The 17,579-nt window shown below is 41.0% G+C and carries 15 protein-coding genes; 7 read left to right on the top strand and 8 right to left on the bottom strand.

Annotation, left to right across the window (positions count from 1 at the left end; all coding sequences use genetic code 11):
* Position 1: 1 nt before the first annotated feature.
* Positions 2-2,407 carry a penicillin-binding protein 1C gene (gene pbpC, locus R2S08_RS11875; protein WP_316835378.1) on the top strand — a complete coding sequence of 802 codons (2,406 nt, stop codon included), beginning with the start codon at positions 2-4 and terminating at the stop codon, positions 2,405-2,407.
* On the opposite strand, the gene R2S08_RS11870 is transcribed toward pbpC, so the two are convergent.
* Both R2S08_RS11870 and R2S08_RS11865 read right to left on the bottom strand, forming a co-directional pair.
* Positions 2,364-3,062, bottom strand: a complete 699-nt coding sequence (locus R2S08_RS11870) for a lysoplasmalogenase (protein ID WP_316835377.1) — start codon at positions 3,060-3,062, stop codon at positions 2,364-2,366. The two genes, pbpC and R2S08_RS11870, sit on opposite strands and share 44 nt — an antisense overlap.
* Before the next feature lie 96 nt (positions 3,063-3,158).
* Positions 3,159-3,464, bottom strand: coding sequence for an RNA recognition motif domain-containing protein (locus R2S08_RS11865; RefSeq protein ID WP_108555963.1), 306 nt, complete (start codon positions 3,462-3,464; stop codon positions 3,159-3,161).
* A gap of 346 nt (positions 3,465-3,810) precedes the next feature.
* Between R2S08_RS11865 and R2S08_RS11860 the strand changes: the two genes are divergently transcribed.
* Together R2S08_RS11860 and R2S08_RS11855 are read left to right on the top strand one after the other, a co-directional pair.
* Positions 3,811-4,011 (top strand): hypothetical protein, encoded by a 201-nt coding sequence (locus tag R2S08_RS11860; RefSeq protein WP_316835376.1) that lies wholly within the window; start codon positions 3,811-3,813, stop codon positions 4,009-4,011.
* Positions 4,012-4,043: 32 nt separating this feature from the next.
* Positions 4,044-4,364, top strand: a complete 321-nt coding sequence (locus R2S08_RS11855; RefSeq protein WP_316835375.1) for a hypothetical protein — start codon at positions 4,044-4,046, stop codon at positions 4,362-4,364.
* Positions 4,365-4,478: 114 nt separating this feature from the next.
* Here R2S08_RS11855 and R2S08_RS11850 read toward each other — a convergent pair whose 3' ends face one another.
* Entirely contained in the window at positions 4,479-5,015 is a 537-nt protein-coding gene (locus R2S08_RS11850; RefSeq protein ID WP_316835374.1) for a DUF937 domain-containing protein, read from the bottom strand.
* A gap of 661 nt (positions 5,016-5,676) precedes the next feature.
* Between R2S08_RS11850 and R2S08_RS11845 the strand changes: the two genes are divergently transcribed.
* The 4 genes from R2S08_RS11845 to R2S08_RS11830 all read left to right on the top strand — a co-directional run bounded on the left by R2S08_RS11845 (position 5,677) and on the right by R2S08_RS11830 (position 9,469).
* Complete coding sequence (locus tag R2S08_RS11845) at positions 5,677-6,654, top strand: helix-turn-helix domain-containing protein (protein ID WP_316835373.1); 978 nt, start codon at positions 5,677-5,679, stop codon at positions 6,652-6,654.
* 107 nt (positions 6,655-6,761) lie between these two features.
* Entirely contained in the window at positions 6,762-7,379 is a 618-nt protein-coding gene (locus R2S08_RS11840) for a class I SAM-dependent methyltransferase (RefSeq protein WP_316835372.1), read from the top strand.
* 36 nt (positions 7,380-7,415) lie between these two features.
* A complete protein-coding gene (locus tag R2S08_RS11835; RefSeq protein WP_316835371.1) occupies positions 7,416-8,564 on the top strand; it encodes a helix-turn-helix domain-containing protein in 1,149 nt (382 codons plus the stop codon).
* A gap of 77 nt (positions 8,565-8,641) precedes the next feature.
* A complete protein-coding gene (locus tag R2S08_RS11830) occupies positions 8,642-9,469 on the top strand; it encodes a C10 family peptidase (RefSeq protein WP_316835370.1) in 828 nt (275 codons plus the stop codon).
* Positions 9,470-9,630: 161 nt separating this feature from the next.
* Here R2S08_RS11830 and R2S08_RS11825 read toward each other — a convergent pair whose 3' ends face one another.
* Genes R2S08_RS11825 through R2S08_RS11805 form a run of 5 tightly spaced genes read right to left on the bottom strand, consistent with a single transcriptional unit; the run spans position 9,631 to position 17,453 of the window.
* On the bottom strand, positions 9,631-9,813 hold the full coding sequence (locus R2S08_RS11825) for a hypothetical protein (protein ID WP_316835369.1): 183 nt from the start codon (positions 9,811-9,813) through the stop codon (positions 9,631-9,633).
* A 39-nt stretch (positions 9,814-9,852) separates the two neighbouring features.
* Positions 9,853-11,772, bottom strand: coding sequence for a family 43 glycosylhydrolase (locus R2S08_RS11820; protein ID WP_316835368.1), 1,920 nt, complete (start codon positions 11,770-11,772; stop codon positions 9,853-9,855).
* A 10-nt stretch (positions 11,773-11,782) separates the two neighbouring features.
* On the bottom strand, positions 11,783-12,460 hold the full coding sequence (locus tag R2S08_RS11815; RefSeq protein ID WP_316835367.1) for a DUF3823 domain-containing protein: 678 nt from the start codon (positions 12,458-12,460) through the stop codon (positions 11,783-11,785).
* An 11-nt stretch (positions 12,461-12,471) separates the two neighbouring features.
* Positions 12,472-14,304: a RagB/SusD family nutrient uptake outer membrane protein gene (locus tag R2S08_RS11810; protein ID WP_316835366.1), complete on the bottom strand. Its 1,833-nt coding sequence runs from the start codon at positions 14,302-14,304 to the stop codon at positions 12,472-12,474.
* A gap of 17 nt (positions 14,305-14,321) precedes the next feature.
* On the bottom strand, positions 14,322-17,453 hold the full coding sequence (locus R2S08_RS11805) for a TonB-dependent receptor (protein WP_316835365.1): 3,132 nt from the start codon (positions 17,451-17,453) through the stop codon (positions 14,322-14,324).
* Between the last annotated feature and the right edge of the window lie 126 nt (positions 17,454-17,579).

The raw sequence follows: 17,579 nt of genomic DNA, 5'->3' as shown, positions 1-17,579 counted from the left end.
AATGTTTAAAAAATTCAAGTATGAACCAGGCTTTCTGATCTCCGATCTGATTTGCCTGGTTCTTTTTCTGGTTTTCTGGTTCCTGTTGCCTTCCAGGCTATTTGTTGCCCCTACTTCTTTTGTCATAGAGGCCTCAAACGGTCAGTTGCTCAGTGCTGCGATAGCACGCGATGGGCAATGGCGTTTTCCAGTAGCAGACAGTGTGCCTGACAAATTCACTAAATGTATTATAGCCTTTGAGGACAAACGGTTTTATAAACATGCGGGCATAGACATCCTTGCCTTAGCCAGGGCAATGAAGCAAAACTTTAAAGCAAAAAGTGTAGTCAGTGGTGGAAGTACTTTATCCATGCAGGTCATCCGTCTGTATAGAAAAGAAGACCGTACCCTTACCCAAAAATTAATAGAGATGCTTTTGGCGCTCCGCCTCGAAGTACGTTACTCTAAATCTGAAATTCTTGGCCTTTATGCAGCAAATGCTCCTTTCGGAAGCAATGTTGTTGGTCTGGAAGCAGCAGCCTGGCGCTATTTTGGCCGTAGTGCGAGTTCACTGTCCTGGGGAGAGATGGCAACCCTTGCCGTATTGCCGAATAGCCCTTCACTTGTCCATCCTGGCAAAAATGCCACCAAGCTGATCAAAAAAAGAAATGACTTGCTCGATAAACTGGCTGCACTCCATTACATAGACCAGGCAACGGCCAATCTTTCAAAATTTGAACCCATACCGGGCAAACCTCAGCAATTGCCACAAAACGCCCAACATTTATTGAACCGCTTTAAACAAGAACGTGCCGGCCTGGGAATCCACAGCACAAGAATCAGATCGACCTTAGATGAAAACCTCCAGCTTAAAATTAACGCCCTGCTGAAAAGATACAATAACCGCTATCGTGCCAATGACATCAATAATATTGCGGCATTGGTACTGGATGTAAATACCGGATCAGTAAAAAGCTATGTGGGGAACATCTACCAGCCAGACAATACTGAATTAGAGAGCCATGTGGATATGATAAAGGCCCCTAGAAGTCCAGGTAGTACCCTAAAACCATTCCTTTACGCCAGTATGCTAAATGATGGTTTCATTATGCCGCACACCCTGATCCCGGATATCCCAACACAGATTGGAGGTTATTCGCCACAAAACTATGACCTGGGATATGATGGTGCAATCCCGGCCGACAGGGCTCTAAGCCGTTCCCTGAATATTCCAGCGGTCAAAATGCTCCAGACCTACAAATATCAGCGATTTTATGATAAACTGAAACAGCTGGGCTTTTCTACCTTAAATAAACCTGCAGATTATTACGGATTATCGCTCATTCTTGGCGGAAGTGAAGTGACCATGTGGGATTTGGCAAAAGCCTATATGGGAATGGCCAGAACATTAAAACACTTCAACGAATTTAGCGGAAAGTATAATCCACATGATTATGATGCTCCAGTATATGTAAGCTCCAAAAGAGATACCAGGCGAGACAGAGAGGAAACGCAAATCAATTCAGTCTTTGACCACGGCGCCATATGGTCTGCATTTAATGCTATGGAAGAACTGATGCGCCCTGGTGATGAAGGATTATGGGAACAATTCTCTTCCTCTCAAAGGGTAGCCTGGAAAACAGGCACCAGTTTCGGTTTCAGAGATGCCTGGGCTGTAGGTTTAACACCTGGATATGTAGTGTGCGTATGGGTAGGCAATGCAGATGGAGAAGGCCGTCCAGGTTTAACCGGCATTGATGCCGCAGCTCCCGTACTTTTTGATATATTCAGACAATTACCTAATGAAAAGTGGTTTAAAACTCCAGTAAGCAAGTTAAAGAAGATTTTAGTGTGTAAACAAAGTGGTTATAAAGCCGGAGAATACTGTACAGACAAAACAGAAGAAATGGTTCCGGCTGCCGGAGAAAAAACAGGTGTTTGCCCTTATCATAAACTGGTCCACTTAGATCCAACAGGTACCTGGCAAGTCACCGACCGATGTGAATCTACTGCTCAGATGCTCCATAAATCCTGGTTTGTACTTCCTCCCTCAATGGAATATTATTACAAGATTAAAAATAGTGATTATAAACCCTTACCTCCCTTCAAAGAAGGCTGTGGAGATATGGGCAACAATTATGTAATGGACATGATCTATCCAAGAAACAACACTTCAGTGTATATTCCGATAGAATTTGATGGTACACGAGGTAAGGTTGTGTTAAATGCCACTCACCGCGATCCAAATATCAAGATATATTGGCATATTGATGATGAATATATCGCAACAACAAAAAGCTTTCATCAACTAGCTGTTAGCCCTTCAGCAGGGAAACATACATTAACACTGGTAGATGAGCATGGAGAAAGATTGTCTCTGATCTTTACAGTTCTTGAGAAAGAAGTCTCCTCTCGGCAGCGCCAATAACTATAAGATATTGTGCGAGCATATATGTAGCCATGATGCAAACACCAGCGAGACTAAAAGAGGAAACAAACTTGTTATAGGCCAGCAGGCTGTCTGACAATATGAAAAGAATAGCACCAGCAAATACAAGCGTAAAGCTTTCTTTGTTAACGCGCAGATTTCTAAAAACAGCCATCATGAGCATCATACTAATCACAAACGTATAGATCATTACAGGCAGCTTTAAAGCCCCCAAATGAGGACGCAGATAAAAGTAAAAAGCAATACTGCTGATGCTGCAGACGCCAATAGCAATTCTGGCATTCTTCTTATCCAGTTCCTGTGCAGACCGGAAATCGAGGTAAAAGGCCCTGGTGTAAAAAAGATGTCCCAGTAGGAAACTGAAAAGTCCATACATAAAATAATCCGGACGGGCATCTACGAAAAGCAATAGGATATCTCCAAACCAGGCAAAAATAAGCCCGCTAAACAACCTTTTATGAAAGCGTCCTTTTAGTTTAGTGCAAATACAAAAAAATATAGCAAGCGACAAGACAATACAGGGCTTTACTATAAGTCTTAGGGTATTTAGCTGCTGAAATTCCGCAATAAGCTCCACAATAAAGATCAAAAGAAATAAAATACTGAAAATACGGTACTTTTTGAACACGCCCATAGATAGGAATCAAATAAAAAGATAGCCAGCCATAATAATAGTATAGCTGGCTACATATATCTTAATTGCAGAATTCAAGCAACTGAAAAAAGAGAATTAGAAGCTTCTTTCTCTGTTATTATTGCGTTTGAAGCCACCACCAGCGTTTCCACCAGTATTTGGTTTTTCTTGTGCTTCAGCAACTTTAATACGGTTACCATTGTAATCGCCGCCATTCATTCTTTTAATGGCTTCTTTGGCTTCCTCGTCGTTTGGCATTTCAACAAAGCCAAAACCACGACTCTGACCAGTCTCGCGATCTTTGATAATCCTAAGTGATTTTACTTGACCGAAATCACCAAAAACGGCTGTTAATTCATCTTCCCCTACTTCTAAAGGAAGGCCTGTAATAAATATCTTCATTAATGTCTAAAAATTTCCACAAATGTAACTAAATAATACGTTTAATTTGCAATGTGAGTGTAAGTTATACTGTTTTTTCTTAATATATTTTTACAACAGTTATAATACCCAAAAGGTTTTGACTACATATGTTAAAGTAATGTAAAGTTTATGTTGTCAACAATAAAAAGATTCTTGTTCATTATTCTACTACAGTGAATAGCCAATATGTTCAAAATGAACAAAATGGATTTTCATCCTGTACACTTGTTTCCTTAACTTAAACAATAATTGAAATGAGCGCCTCTAATTAATTTAATGTCGCAGTTAACAGACAGTGACGGATTGATCATTAAAATAGATGTTTATGGAAAATTTAAGCCACGATGGAAACACCCTTAAAAATGCCATCTCCCAAATTGGACTGGCCCAAGATCCCGCCATTCAACAATTGCTTAGCAGAAAAGCAGCAATTGAAGAGCAGATCCATAAAAACAACGAAAAACTGAACCAGCTCATACAAGCCTCAGACCAATTGCTCCATCCTGATCGGATCAAAGAAAAATAGAATTCACATGTCCCTCACCAAATAAATTAAGTATGAAATCAAGAAGCATTTTAGCCGGGCTACTTACCCTTGGATTAATTACGGGAGTCGCGTTAAGCAGCCAGGCCCAGGAGAAAAAAGAATCACTAGGTCAAAAAATTGGAACCACAGCTAAAAAAGTAGGCAACAAAACAGCCGAAGTTGCGGTAAAAGGTACATCTAAAGTTACAGATAAGGTTTGGGAAGGTAAAATGGCTCCGGATGGAACAGATGTATACATCAACAGTAAAAACCGAAAATACTACATTAATAAAAAAGGAAAAAAAGTATACCTGAAAGCCTCACAGATTAAAAACAGGCCAGAGAAACATTAGATATTAAATAGCCCCCTTTGGAGAGGTTTGGGGGAAGATTCAGGTCGAGAGCTTCCCTCTGCCCCTCCTTTTAAACAAACTATCATTACATTGTTATTTCGGAGCTACCCAATATCAATCTGGATGAGGTGCATACAGATATATCAAGCCCATAGAATCTGTTAATCTTTGTGGCAAAACGGCAACAATGGCATCTTTACTTTCAAAGATCTTAGTCATCAAGTCAGACACGCTCCAGCCATTACTGACCATCAGTTTCGAAACAACACCTGTGATAAAGGGCACAATCATAGCCAATAAGCCCGCAGATTTAGCATTGCTCAAACCACTGGAAAATGAAACAGCTTCGGTTACCAATCCAGTATCACGATCAAACAAACCACTCAACAAAGAATTTCCTTTCTCCAATAAAGACTCATGATCACTACCTGCTAAATCTTCCGCGCTGTTACCAGTACCACCAGCTAACATTTTTCCCAGAAAACTAGGATCACCTCCGCTTGTCGCATTTTTCAATACGCCTGCCAGAACTGCAGGAACGCCTGCAGAAAGACCACTTTTAACCTCTTCCTCGCTTACACCAGCTTTTTGGCTTAAAGATGAGACGACACCACCGTTCATTTCATTCTTAATCATTTCAATTAAATTCATGTTTATAGTTTTAGGTTAGAATATTCAAACAGAGACTATACACCCGCCTCTTTTGCCGCCACACAACTATCTAAAACACAATAGGTTTGTGCTATTCTTAAATTTAAGCTAAAACCTATAAATCGGCAAATTAAGCGGCGATATAGGTACCGTTCATTATCACCCATTTTAACAGATCGAATAAAAACTGGCAAATCATTGTAAATGAACAAAATGACTTTACAATTGTAGCTTCTCTGGCGGGCAAAGCCAATAGTATATCGAATCTTTTCGCTTGACATTTATAAGAAGTATTTTAATAAAGAAGCCTCAGACAGAAAAATGGTACTTGTAGGTCGCTGAGCTGTTGTCATTTCCATGACTATAGCAGTAATTGTCACACCGTCATTAAAATCATTAGATCAGGCCTATCAATTTATCCAGGAATATGTCGGTTTCATCTCTCCTGGTGTCTTGGCTATTTTCCTTTTGGGCTTTTATTGGAAAAGGATCACTACAGCAGCACCGTCTTTTGGTAGGGAAATTATCATTTACAACTTAATTTACAGTCAAATATTCATGATTATTTATTTCGAATTTAACATACTATATTAATAATAAACATAACTTGCGCCACAATTAAGTTACAATATTTTCGCTCGATATATATCTGTAATTCAACATGCAAGAAAAGTTATCTCAAATTGGTAACGCCTCAAATCCAGCACATCAATTAATTGGTGTTTTTGCTGCCTATTCCCCTATTAGTGAAGAGTTGAAAGCGGAACTCGATCTGCTACTTAAAGTTCGTGAACTCAAAAAAGATCATTACCTGGTTAAACAAGGAGAATATTGCAATCACTTCTACTTCCTTGTAAAAGGTATCCTTATTTCTACCACGAATAGAAATAATAAACAACTCACCAGCTTCATTATTCCAGACAGAAATTTTGTGACCTCCGTTTCAGGCATGTATGGATATAAGCCATCCGACGACAGTATATTTGCAATAGAAGATTCCCTTGTGGTGAGTTTACACGCAAAAGATATGCTTTATTTCTATCAGCAATACCCTGAAATGAACATCATTATGCGTTGTATTATGGAGCGTTGCTTTCAGGAAGCTCACGAACGCTCCAACATGATTCGATTAGGTACTGCCAAGGAAAAATACCAATATCTGTTGGCATCAATTCCAGACCATATAGGACGAATCCCACTTGTGCATCAGGCAAACTACTTAGACATCCGACGGGAAACACTTCAAAGAGTTAACAAAGAACTGGATATAGAAAGTGACCAGGTAAAATGTGTACAGTTACTTGCAAAATTGGATGCACATATAGCCAAACACAAAGATTTCCTGCAAAAAACCATTACTCTAAAAAAGCTAGCTCACATTCTCGAAATGCCAGCTCATCAGTTGAACCACCTGATCAGGAATAAACACAACAAAAGCTTTATCCAATTTATCCACTCCCTAAAAATAGACCTGGTCAAAAAAAGGCTCGAAACCACTACGGATTGGAAACACTTTACATTGGAAGCCATTGGAGCCGAAGCCGGATTCAAATCTAGAAGTGTATTTTTTTCAGAGTTCAAAAAACACACAGGGATGAGTCCCGGAGAATATGCCCGCAAATTAGGAGAATTAAGGTAAGCCATTATCAGGAGAAACTTTACAGACCGTATGTGATTATCCTTTCTGTAAATAGATTGTTATGTTTTTCTTGCTAAATTGCATAATCAATAATATACAATTGCATTATGGCAAATGAAACCGAAAAACCTGAATTTTGGGAATCAGCTTTTGGCGAGAAGAAAGAAATGTGGGGCTTCGAACCAGCAAAATCTGCTGTATTAACAAGGGATTTCTTTGTTCAGAAATCAGTAAAGAGCCTTCTTATACCCGGAATTGGTTACGGACGAAACGCACAAATCTTCAAGGAAAGTGGAATAGCAGTAACGGGGATTGAAATTTCAAAAACAGCCATTGAAATGGCAAGAAAACACTACGGAACAGATATGGTCATCCATCACGGCTCCGTAACCGACATGCCATTTGACAACAACCAATACGATGGAATATTTTGTTATGCCTTAATCCATTTACTAGACGATAACGAAAGAAAAAAACTAATTCTCGACTGCTATAACCAAATGTCAGAAAATGGATATATGGTATTTACTGCAATTTCAAAAGAAGCGCATACCTATGGGCAAGGTAAATTCATCAGCAAAGACCGCTACGAAATATTCGAGGGAGCACAGCTGTATTTTTACGATAAGGACTCCATAAAATCAGAATTCGGCAAATATGGATTATTTGAAATCACGGAAATCAATGAAAGTCAGCCATTCTTCCTGATCAAATGCAAGAAGTGAACTCAACAGCACATCTAAGTGCCCAGATAACTATAAATGGACCATAAAATCACAATATTCAACACCATTATTCTTGCTGGTATCCTCCAGGGGTTGATAGGACTGATTTGCTGGATTTTCAAACCAAATAAGAATAGCGAAAACACCTTATTAGCTTTGATCATCTTGGTTTTAATGCTATTAAGCTTCAAAATTCTGTTACACACTTTTGGTCTTTGGCAACATCCAGGCTGGCGTTATTTTCCTCTGGCTATTGACACCATTATTCAACCCTTATTTTACTTATACGCCTGTTCGGTAACAACTCAGCAATATCTTTTTTCAAGAAAAAGATTATTGCACTTCATTCCTGCCATGTTTTTTTTGTGCCATGCTTTTATCGTTTACCTAGTTACGGCAAAACAAGAAAATATTCTCTTGAAAGACCATATTGCAGAATCATTCTTTTATAATCGGTTAAAATTCACAGAAGATATTGTGGCTATTCTAACCGGTGTAATTTATTGGATTCTCTCCTTCCGACGTATAGAAAATTATAGAAAATGGTTGTTCGAAAGCCAATCCGATACGCGTTTTTCTGAACTCTCATGGCTACGCAATCTTTTGATATGCACCGGCTTACTAATTGTTTTTTTATTCACATCATCTTTAACACAAAACATAATGCCCTCCGGGAAGGGTTACTTTATTTTTACCCAACTCTTTTACATCTACCTGTCGATAACCACTTTTTACCTGGCTTACAGAATGATCATCTTACCTCAAAATGACCAATTCTCCCTTATCCGTCAAGCACCTTCGGTTCAGTCGGCCAAATCGCAAGCAGGTGATAAGACGGTAAACTATCAAGCGATCCAACAAGCAGTCTATCATGCATTCGAGGTAGATAAACTTTTTTTAAATCCTCAACTAAGTTTAAAAGAGCTATCCATTGCCATCGGATTTCCTCTTAATCAAGTCTCTAGCGCTATAAATTATGGTTCCAATCATAATTTTCGGGATCTGGTAAATAAGTACAGGATAGAAGAAGTCAAGAAAAGATTAGCCGATCCCGAAAATAAACGATATTCCTTTACAGGTATAGCTTTTGATTGTGGTTTTAATTCCGAAGCCAGCTTCTACCGTATATTCCGTCAGCATACTGGATGCTCGCCTAAAAATTATTTTTCCGGCAACAGTAATTGAGATCTATTTACACTCAAAACTTGTTTTAAGTGGCCTGAGAGCTTTACAAAAGCCATTTTTACAAGAAATAATAAATTATGAAAAAGATCACCATACTACTGCTGCTTATTGGTTCCCTTTTATCTGCTTTCGCTCAATTAAGCAAAGACCAAGCTGCCAAGCAGACTCCTCTCCTTTTAATTAAAGAAAAATACTTATTAAACACGCAATGGGATCAATGGGGAATTTACGCTAAATACACGCCCAAGCAGCAAGTTTTAGGCTGCTGGAGTACAGCATTAGCGCAAATTCTCTACTATCATAGACTCAAACCTTTTGGAAATGCTGATTACACTTGCTCCAATGGCTATGTAATAAAGGATACTTTATCTAAATATAATATAAGATGGAGTCATTTCCGAGATATACTTGACAAAAATACTCCAGAAAAAAGCACCTCAAGTGTTGCTCTTTATTCTTATCTTACTGCAATTGCGGTAAGGAAAGACTTTGGTAGTGGAAGATACCTTGAAATCGTTAATCCAGCACCACAAATAGAAAGGCATTTCTCATGTGATGCCGAATTTTATGGTTGCTTTACAGGAAATTTACCCTTCACTCCTGAACAACTCAAAACTATTGCTGAAAAAGAAGATATACAGCACATCATTGATCGTAGTCAAATAACAGACCTTATTCAAAAAGAGATTAACAACAAAAGACCCATTTACTTTCATTTCGGCAATTTCTCCAATTATGGGCATTCCACCGTAATTGATGGCTACTGTAAACAGGGTAATATCTTTTATGTACACATCAATTACGGAGCAAATGGTTTTCGTAATGGCTGGTATGACCTATTTAGTCCCATCGATGTTGCCGATGACATCAGACTAAGAGCATTTGTAACTATTCATCCTAAATGAAGTTTATTATCCAAAAAAATGAAAAAAAAATCCAAAGCCTTATTTATTTCAATCTTGCCAGGTCTGCACCCAGGAAAATAGGATTTAATGGTCGAACCTCAGGGCCTGTAAGGTCCAGAGAGACCATAAATCCTATTTTCAAAACAAAACTTTCCTCGCAATTACAACAGTTTGACCTTAATCATCGCCGTTTTAAGCCATGGTGCAGTAAAACGTACAGAGAGCTCGTCAGAAGCCCCACCATTAGCCTGTATGTAAACCATCATTTTACCATGAAAAACACGCTGTCTGTTATCCGTATAATCACTCATATCCGAATTATTTCCCGCTTCCATTCCAAGCAACCTGGCATTCCCAAAGTTGGGCTGAAGGCTTGTTTTTATTTAATGCGTAGGCTTTACCGGAGTGATATTTCCTTTTTCGTCAAAATACATTCGATCTATGCATACCTCCCGGTTAAAACCTGCCGCCTCACCCATATGTATTCCATCGGGATAATTAAACCGATGGTAGATCATATACCATTCGTCTTTTCCAGGAATTTGCAGTACGGAGCAATGCCCCGTACCATAAATACCCTGTGAAGGATCTTTTTGAAGTACCAGATTATTTTCCTGGATCACTATCGGTCCTGTAGCCGACTTCGATATTCCATAACGCACGCGATAATTCTCACTACGGGTATCATCTTGCGACCAGAGGAAATAATAAGTTCCTTTCCGGTAAAAGACATAACATCCCTCTCTAAATGTGTGATCAGTTTTAAGAACCTTCGTGGTATTCTTCTTCAGAGAAACCATGTCTTTATTCAACTCCGCTACTGCAAGATAGCCATTGCCCCAGTACAGATAACTCTTACCGGTTTTAGGATCGGTAAATACTGCCGGATCTATTTCCTGTCCGCCATTCACTCCTGTTGGTTTAAAATTAACCAGCGGCTTGCCCGAATCTGTAAACGGACCTGTCGGCTGATCTGACACTGCCACACCTATTTTTTGTGCAGCCGTAAAGTAATAGTAGTACTTGTAATCACCTTTCTCTTTCTTCTCTGAAATAGTTGGTGCCCAAGCATTACGGCTTGCCCATTTCACATCTTTCTTTAGATCCAGAATCACACCTTCATCTTTCCAGTTGACCAGATCTGTAGAAGAGAACGTCTTAAAGTAAGAACCTCCCCAGCCATCAAAACCGTCGCTGGTTGGATAGATATAGTATTTCCGGGTTTTATTGGAATACAAAACATCCGGATCTGCATAGAAGCCATCGAGCACTGGATTTTTGGTGAGCTGAAGCTCCATACCCTGCGGTACGCCCCACCGCGCAGTCAGATTTTTTAATTCCTGGCGCGAAACCGGAATAATTGTTCCATGACGCGGATGAAAATCCATCTTTACATCCTGGTCTATCACTTTGAATTTATCCAGATCATAGCTCTCGCAGAATTGATATCTCCCTTTCCCATACACATCATACATCAGGATATACTTGTCAGAACGGTTCAGTTTAAATACACCTGAGCCCTCCACAGCATCCTTTGTCTGCTGCTTGTATCCCGCTTGTTCAATCCATTTACCGGAAGTCAGGGCATCTGTGATCGCTAATCTTATTCCATTCCCATTGCCTTCAGTTTTATAGAACAGATAGAACAGTCCATTTTTAAGGACGATGTCGCCATCAATGCAGGATTTGCCGTTTTTTGGACGGAACAGTACTGCTGGTTCCGATTCAAAGCCCGTAAAATCACTATTGGCATAGGCATAATAGATGATATCAGGACCAGATCCATGCTTCATAGACCAATAGACCATGTATTTGCCCGCTGAGGGATCGAATATAGTCTGCGGTGCCCATACGCGCTTAAGGTCATCCTGTCCTTTATACTGTTGTTGTATGTTGATTACGGTATGTTTCCAGTTCACCAGGTCTTCAGACTTCATCAAAACCATCGCACGATTAGAATCCCATCCTTTAGACGAGGTCATGTCGGTCAGGACCATGTAGAACGACCGGCCATCTTCTCCGCGGAGGATATGCGGATCACGCACACCTCCGGTAGAACTGATGGATTTAGAATCAATAATAGGCTCGTTGTTGTTTAAGGCATGGTAATTATAGCCATCGGTACTGATGGCAAAGCAAACAGCCTCATCTTTTATGGCATTTCCTTTAAAATAGGCAAACAAATAACCTGCAAAATCCTTATCGGCGGGCCCTGACTTATACGCCTGGCCAAAGGATTTTCCGATACAAGCGATGGTTAAAATGGCAACAAGGATCGGGTGCTTATAGCTAAATCTTTTCATCAATATTCCTTTACTTTAAAGCTATTTTTTGGATTGCTGTATACAAATATTCACTTGAGGCAGTCGATTTAACACCAACTCTGGCATACACATAGTCCAGATTCTTAAGGTTATCCGGCAGCTCACCTTCGATAGTGGTTTGCTGTCCAAATACCAATGCGCCAACATTTCCATCTACCCGAAGTTCACGCTGCACCTGATCGGTCAATATTGATTTCCCGAGGTAAAGACGTACAAATTCTACGTTTGCCGATGACACAGTTTTATTGACCACAAACCGGGCGCTGATCGTATTGCCGGATTTTTGAAACGAATCGCCTGTGATGGTAAAATAAGGCGTTACTGGCACATCAATATTGGTATTCCCTTTTACATTTACAATAATGGTATCATTTGCCTGCTGCAACCATGGAGAATCTCCCATACGGACCAATTTATACTGGCCATCAAATAAGGTTGCCGAAAATGTTCCATCCTGATTTAAATAGACAGGAATCTTCGTTCTAAGCGCATAGCCATCCTGCCACAATTCCAATTGAGGGCCGCTGTTACGCACACCTATGGGTTTTCCGTCATAGACTACCCTGCCAGACAGACTGGACTCAGGAGCATTAAAGTTATCATATCCGCATCCTGCCAGAAATACACTTGCAGTGGCGGTTAGTATCATTAAAAATTTCAATTTCATAGCACAAGAGATTATTGGAATGGATTTCTAACAATTTTTGGATTGTTGTTTAATACCGTCTGATCGATAGACGAATAGTAATTCGCCAGGCGGAAAAAGCGCGCCCGACGGAAACGGCTAGGTCTAATACGTTCATAAATGAACTTGCCGTTGTCTGCATGGCCAGGTCTTACTACGCGGTAGCCATACAAGCCCCACACCACTGCATCGGGATCATTCTCAGAACCATCCCATACCAGGTGTGCCAGGCGCCATCTTTTGAGGTCAAAGTAACGGTGATCTTCAAAGGCCAGCTCCACACGGCGCTCTTTACGGATGATATCCATGGTCAGGCTACTGAGGCTATTGGCTGGAAATCCGGCACGCTGCCGCAACGAATTGATATAGCCGAGGCCTTCTGCCTGCCCAAGTTCAAAGGAAGCTTCGGCTGCATTCAGATAGATTTCTCCCAGCCGAAACCACGGCCACCAGTTTGCTGCCGATGTTCCCCTTGTACTGGCCGCAGGGGCATCGCTTACCATCTTTCGTATATAGAACCCTGTATTGCTGACATCTGTGGCATCGTCCTTAGGTCCGTCGAATCCGGTCCATACCTGCCCGTCCTCATAGTTTTTTCCCAACTCTGGTGAGGTCGTCAACTGATACTTCCCATTAGTCCAAACTGCTACTCCTGCCTGTATCCTAACCGGATTGTTTTTAAACGATGTACCTGGGTAAATCACAGTGCCGTACAAACGTGCATCTTTATTAGCAAAAATATCCTGGACACTTGTATAGGCAATATAATTGCCAGAGGCATCTTTGTCCCTCAGTGTGCCTTTGCTTCCATCCAGATAATCAAAACTTTCTACAAGGCTCAGGGATGGCGATATGGTCGATGACGATTCATTGTCTTCAGTCATACTCTTTATGATATTATCGTAGGCAAACCGGTGCACCTTAAGACCCGTTGCAAAGTCTTTGGCAAAAATCACTTCGCTCCCGGTTTTCTTATTCAACATATCGTAGAAGTTGGCCCCTTTATCAGCGTTCTCATTAAAGAGCGTATAAGGGCCGCTGATGATTTCTTTAGAAGCATTTAAGGATTTAGTATAATAACTGTTGGCCATCGAAGCTGGGATACCAACTTCACCGCCAGCTGTGGTAATCGGACTGGACATCAGATTATTGTATTTGGCAATCGATGCAGCATAAAGCATAGCCCTGCTTTCCAAGGCGAGGGCAGCATACTTATTTGCCCTGGTTTTGCTGGCATTGTTGTCTTTCAAGTCTTCCTTAATGGCTTCCATTTCCTGGAAAATAAAATCATAGACTTCGTGCTCCTTTGCACGCGGGACCTGCAATGGTGTTGGGTCACCGCTAAAATCATAAACCAATTGGGTGGTTACGAGGGGCACTCCACCCATACGTTTGACCATTTCGAAATAAACAAAAGCACGGATATAGCGCAATTCAGCTATAAATAAGCGTTTTTGTGCACTTGTGAGCTTTACGCTTAGCTTTTCAACATTTTCAAGCGAAAGATTGATATCGCGGATAAATCCATAATCCCAGTACCGCCCGTAATCATCACCAAACTGAAAATCATTATGCCAGTTCTGATCACGGTGCCCAGACCACATGGCGTCATCAATTTCGGTCATTCCTCCGGTATTAAACAGGCCATGTAATGTTGGTAACCTGTTGTAATAATTTGCCACTAAAGAGGTCAGTAACGTTGGGCTATTCCACAATTGATCATCGGTGATCATAGACTTTGGATCACGCTCAAACCATTCGTCGTGCTTACAGCTGTTCATGCTCAAGCATGCCAACAAAGCGATAGATATATAAAATTTCTTCATCGTATTAAATTTGGGGGTTAAAAGGTTACGTTGAAACCTAGCATAAAAACTTTTTGCTGAGGATATACAACCGCTGCTGCAGCCTCAATTTCCGGGTCAATCTGGAATTTCTTTACATTGTCAAAAGAGATCAGGTTTGATCCATTGACGTAAACACGGATTTTTTCTGCTTTAAGTTTTGATGTGATGCTTTTTGGCAGACTATAAGCCAGTTCCAGATTCCGCACCCGAAGGTACCTTACATTGGTTAGCCAAAAATCACTGTTCCTACTGTTTGGACCCGAATTGCCCTGGCGGATCGCTGGATAATAACCTGGAATCCATGCGCTGTTCCTATCGTATGGATCAGCACGGTGCCATCTGTCTTCTAACAGGTAAGCAGGCGAGTTACCATCTGCATGAAATGCATTTCTTAATTCATAATCCTGATTCCAGGACTGCATCCCACCACCAGCAAAATCGATATTAAGATCTATACCTTTCCAGTTCAATGCAATGCGGCCACCAAAGGTCATCATTGGCGCCCATCCTGTTGGGTAACCGATAGGACGCTGGTCCATATCATTGATCACCCCATCACCATTCACATCTTTGTAGATAAAGTCACCCGGCAATTGTGTTCTGTTGTTCGACCCGTCATTGTTTATCGGGTAATTCCGGATCTCTTCTTCCGATTGGAAACGTCCAATTACCTGGTAGCCCCACCAAACACCGCCCCAGCGTCCTTCTGAAGATTTTCTGTACTCATCCCATGAACTACCGAAACGTGGCTTATAAGATTCTAAACTTTTGAACCGGGAGAAGGTTACATTTCCGCTAACCACATAATTAAGTTCTCCAACCTTACTGCTATAGGTAAGAATACCTTCTGCACCATAGTATCCGTTCTTGTTGAGATTTTCGTTAGGAAGTCCGTACCCCACTTCACTCGGCAGCAATACATCATATCGCGGTGCAGGCACACCCGTGCGTATAATTTTGAAGGCATCAGCTGTTAAGGTCAATTTATTATCCAACATGGCCAGATCTATACCCACATTATAATTTGTATTCTTTACCCAGGAAAGGTTCCGTATAGGCAAAGCCCGGGGTTGAAGGCCGGAATAATATTTGCCATCCAATATGGCATCTCCTTGTCCAAAGTTATATCCGTCTAAATAACCATGCATTCCCACGCCATCTTCTAATCCGGTCTGTCCAATAGAAGCCCTTAGTTTCAAATCGTTAATAACGCCTTTAAGTGATTTGAAAAACGGCTCATCAGAGATACGCCAGCCTAAAGTTGCGCCTGGAAAAAAGCCCCAGCGATGATCTCTGTCGTATAAATAAGACCCATCATATCGTCCAAGAATTTCAACCAGATATTTGCCCTTAAAGTTATAATTCAGACGTCCAATATATCCTGCTCTCGCCTCATACGACCAGTCATCACCTATACCATTCAGTTCAGCAACGGTTTTAATTAAAGGAATATAATTATTTGTTGGATTAGCGCCTATTGACGAGTAAGTTCTGTTCCAGTCAGACCTTTCATAACCCGCCATGGCAGAAAAATTATGGTCTCCAAACTGTTTGGTATAGTCAAGCTGAAATTGTCCGAATCGGGATGTGGCCTCCCTGGATGTCTTATATCTCCATCCTGCATCACTGCCTCCGGAGCGGTTGTACGCATTGTTTTGATAAGTATACACATCGTAGGTGTATTGAAAACCATCGAACTTGTTGTTGGTATAGTTGTAGGATACCGTCGCTTTTGCTGATAGACCAAATTTTGTTTTGTAGGAAGAAAACAGATTCACATTACCACTCAAATAATCATTATCCTTATAGCCAGCAATTTCACGGCTGAACAATGCAGGGTTATAAGCCAGATCATTAACACGATTCGGATAGGCCGGATTATCATTTGCATAAGGCCCTACAGTTGGCCGATTTCTAAATAAGGACAAGATGGAAGCAAAGTAGCCATCTCCCCCAGGTAAACCTACGTCTTTAGTTGCTTCCTTTCGGCCAGAAATCTGCGTTCCAATATTCCACCCCTCTGCAATAGTAGCTTCAATATTGGCTTGCAGGTTGGTGCGTTTATAAGAAAAATCTTTCATCATGGCGTCCTGATTCAGATGGCCAACAGAAAGGAAATAATTAGAGTTTTTCCCCCCTCCGGTTATATTTGCATTAAGGTAATTCTGGGGTATATTCTTCCTGACTACCATATCATAGTAATCGTAGCCTTGATAACCCGGTTCAGTGCCTGCCTGCCATTTCGCAAGTTCTGCCGGAGTATATACTTTAGTCGGATCCCGGTTCACGTCGTTTTGAGCGGCTTCCACCAATCCGCGCGTGTATTGCGCTGCATTTGCTAATTTAGGAAAGCGTGTCAGATTCTGCCATCCCTGATAACCATTAATGTTTATTTTTGCCGTTTCATCGCGTTTACCTTTTTTGGTTGTAATCAATACCACACCTCTCGACGCCCTAAAACCATAAACAGCTGCCGCTGCATCTTTAAGGATAGAGATACTTTCGATATCTTCCAGGTTCAGCGCATTGAATATATCAGCTCCAGAGGCGTTTTGTGTTCCAACCCAGTCCGTTCCTGTCTCCCCACCATAAGCAACCCCATCAATCACATACAGCGGATTTCCCATATTGCGGATTTCAATGGAAGCTCCTCTTCCAGGGCGGGCATCTTTTGCCCGGACAGAAACGCCCTGCACTTTACCAGCCAGTGCGCCCGCTGTTGTAGTTGAAGAAGACCGCACGATATCTTCTGATTTGACACTACTTACTGCACCAGTAACATTACGTTTGGATTGCGTGCCATACCCCACAACCACAACTTCATCCAGATCCTTGTTACTGCTTTCCATAAAGATTTTGAGTTCAGTCTGGTTGCCAATAGCCACACTTTGATTTTTGTAGCCAATGTTGGTGATGAGTAAAGTTCCCCTGGTGGCTGTAATCTGGAAGTGCCCCCGGTCGTCTGTTTTCGTAATTTCGCTTGGCATGCCTTCAACGAGAACTGTGGCGCCCTTAAGCGGCTCATTTTTTTCGTTCAGCACATACCCTGAAATCTTACGTTGTGCGTATGTATATGCAGGTATCCCCCATATCATTACGCAGATTAAAAAAATTTTCAGGCTTTTCATTTTAATATTTGGTTTTTGGTTAGAGTTAACCAATGACAAACCGTTGCCCCGGTGAAAAAAGGATACATGTTTATAATTGGTTTCTGGAACCAAACTTAAAAGATTCTGCTACCCGAGAACGTACAC

This window comes from Pedobacter nutrimenti, from assembly GCF_032678445.1.
Lineage (GTDB): Bacteria > Bacteroidota > Bacteroidia > Sphingobacteriales > Sphingobacteriaceae > Pedobacter > Pedobacter nutrimenti_A.
This window is presented reverse-complemented; position numbering and strand designations above follow the sequence as displayed.

Coding starts and splice junctions, on each gene's coding strand:
- R2S08_RS11835 (WP_316835371.1), top strand. CDS start 7,416: ATGGACCATAAAATCACAATATTCAACACCATTATTCTTGCTGGTATC.
- R2S08_RS11830 (WP_316835370.1), top strand. CDS start 8,642: ATGAAAAAGATCACCATACTACTGCTGCTTATTGGTTCCCTTTTATCT.
- R2S08_RS11820 (WP_316835368.1), bottom strand. CDS start 11,772: ATGAAAAGATTTAGCTATAAGCACCCGATCCTTGTTGCCATTTTAACC.
- R2S08_RS11840 (WP_316835372.1), top strand. CDS start 6,762: ATGGCAAATGAAACCGAAAAACCTGAATTTTGGGAATCAGCTTTTGGC.
- R2S08_RS11850 (WP_316835374.1), bottom strand. CDS start 5,015: ATGAATTTAATTGAAATGATTAAGAATGAAATGAACGGTGGTGTCGTC.
- pbpC (WP_316835378.1), top strand. CDS start 2: ATGTTTAAAAAATTCAAGTATGAACCAGGCTTTCTGATCTCCGATCTG.
- R2S08_RS11815 (WP_316835367.1), bottom strand. CDS start 12,460: ATGAAATTGAAATTTTTAATGATACTAACCGCCACTGCAAGTGTATTT.
- R2S08_RS11870 (WP_316835377.1), bottom strand. CDS start 3,062: ATGGGCGTGTTCAAAAAGTACCGTATTTTCAGTATTTTATTTCTTTTG.
- R2S08_RS11865 (WP_108555963.1), bottom strand. CDS start 3,464: ATGAAGATATTTATTACAGGCCTTCCTTTAGAAGTAGGGGAAGATGAA.
- R2S08_RS11805 (WP_316835365.1), bottom strand. CDS start 17,453: ATGAAAAGCCTGAAAATTTTTTTAATCTGCGTAATGATATGGGGGATA.
- R2S08_RS11810 (WP_316835366.1), bottom strand. CDS start 14,304: ATGAAGAAATTTTATATATCTATCGCTTTGTTGGCATGCTTGAGCATG.
- R2S08_RS11845 (WP_316835373.1), top strand. CDS start 5,677: ATGCAAGAAAAGTTATCTCAAATTGGTAACGCCTCAAATCCAGCACAT.
- R2S08_RS11855 (WP_316835375.1), top strand. CDS start 4,044: ATGAAATCAAGAAGCATTTTAGCCGGGCTACTTACCCTTGGATTAATT.
- R2S08_RS11860 (WP_316835376.1), top strand. CDS start 3,811: ATGGAAAATTTAAGCCACGATGGAAACACCCTTAAAAATGCCATCTCC.